Origin of the sequence: Leyella stercorea (genome assembly GCF_021531355.1) — a bacterium.
Taxonomy (GTDB): domain Bacteria; phylum Bacteroidota; class Bacteroidia; order Bacteroidales; family Bacteroidaceae; genus Prevotella.
The window spans coordinates 1-1639 of sequence record NZ_JADYTS010000149.1 but is presented as its reverse complement, the minus strand read 5'-3'; the positions used below and the strand labels follow the sequence as shown (position 1 = coordinate 1639).

Annotated in this window: 2 protein-coding genes; both read left to right on the top strand. The window is 42.1% G+C overall.

The annotated features are described in order from the left end of the window. Positions 1-173 precede the first annotated feature (173 nt). A complete protein-coding gene (locus I6E38_RS14700; RefSeq protein ID WP_194253644.1) occupies positions 174-332 on the top strand; it encodes a hypothetical protein in 159 nt (52 codons plus the stop codon). Positions 333-453: 121 nt separating this feature from the next. Next, positions 454-1608: a hypothetical protein gene (locus I6E38_RS14695; RefSeq protein ID WP_235394686.1), complete on the top strand. Its 1155-nt coding sequence runs from the start codon at positions 454-456 to the stop codon at positions 1606-1608. Positions 1609-1639 lie beyond the last annotated feature (31 nt).

The following is a 1639-nucleotide window of genomic DNA, read 5'->3' as shown; positions in this document are numbered from 1 at the left end:
TAAATAGGGTGTCCAGTTAGATGTTCCGAAAAACAGATGCTGAAATCACCCATTAAGTTACAAAACTAACGCTCTGATATTTAACGTTTTAAGCAGCGAAATAGTTCTTTAAAAATTTGCATAACTCATTGATTTTTAGTAACTTTGAATGTAATTTCAAGATACGTAAATCAATGAAAAAGTTAGATTCAAACCAAGATAAAGAGTCTCTCCTTGAGGAGCTAAAATGTCTTCGTAAGGAGAACAAGAAACTTGCATCTCAAAAAGACAAGATCAAGGCTAAGTATGACAAAACCAAGAAGGAGCTTAAAAAAAAGACGTTCGGAAGATAACATTGACCGACGAACAAAGTCGATTCCTCTCGAGCCTGTTCCCGGACATAGATTTCCTCTTGTAGTCATCCAACTCTGCGTTTTGATCTACATGCGTACACCATGTGGGTTGCGCACAGTCGTGACTATCCTGGAGATCTTCGCCGAGCTGTTGGGTGATACATTTGGAAAGGTTCCGTGCTACAACACCATAGAAAACTGGGTGAAGAAACTTGGTCTCTCTGTCTATCAGGATGAGCAGCCATGCAAGGACAAGAAGTTTGCAATGGTCGTAGACGAGAGTATTGCCATAAACGGGCAGAAGCTTCTCTTGACTCTTGCAATTCCTTCCGAGCATCAGAATCGCCCTATAAAACACGAGGATGTCACGATTCTTGACATATCGGTCAGCAAGGGCTTCAACGGCGATGATGTTCAAGGCAGAATCGAGGAAGCAGAGAAATCTGCAGGAAATGCTCCCGATTACATCATAAGTGACAATGGTCATAATCTGACCAAAGGCATCACTGGATCCGGGCATATACGTCATGCAGACATCAGTCATTCCATGGGTGTAATTCTCAAGAAGATCTATGAGAAACAATCTGATTTTGTGGAGTTTACGACACTCCTTGGCAAGAAAAGACTGCAGTATCATCTGACCGACAAGGCATATTTGCTGCCTCCCAACATGAGAGCCATATCACGGTTCATGAATATGTCTTCATGGGTGTTCTGGGGTAATGAAATGCTTGACTGCTATGACACGCTACCGGAAAAAATGCAGGAAGCGTATGCCTTCATAAAGGATTATGAATCCTTGCTGAAAGAACTGCAGGCTGTACTTCGTGCTGTAAGACACATCGAGGCCATCTGCAAGAACGAAGGTTTCTCGGTCATGACGAGCAGGAAGTGCAAGCTCTATGTCATTACTCATATCTTGGGAAACGCACATTCCCGACAGGCACGTGCCGGTATCGGGATGCTTGAATACCTCAATCGGGAAGAAGCATTTCTCACAGGCAACATGAGCATCAATATATCATCCGACATCATTGAATCTACTTTTGGTATTTATAAGAGCAAGAAATCGCCGAACAAGCTGTACGGCGTAACATCTTTTGTTCTGACGATACCGTTATATCCAAAAGTTTCGAACGAATCCGTTACAAAAACAATTAATTTCAAAGAGCGCATTGTAAATGTTAAACTGAAGGACATCAGTACTTGGTCAACCGAACACTTGTCCAAAAACTGGGTAACAGAACGAACCAAAACGCTTAGGAAAGTGAGCTAAATTTGGTACAACGAACTGAACACCCTATTAA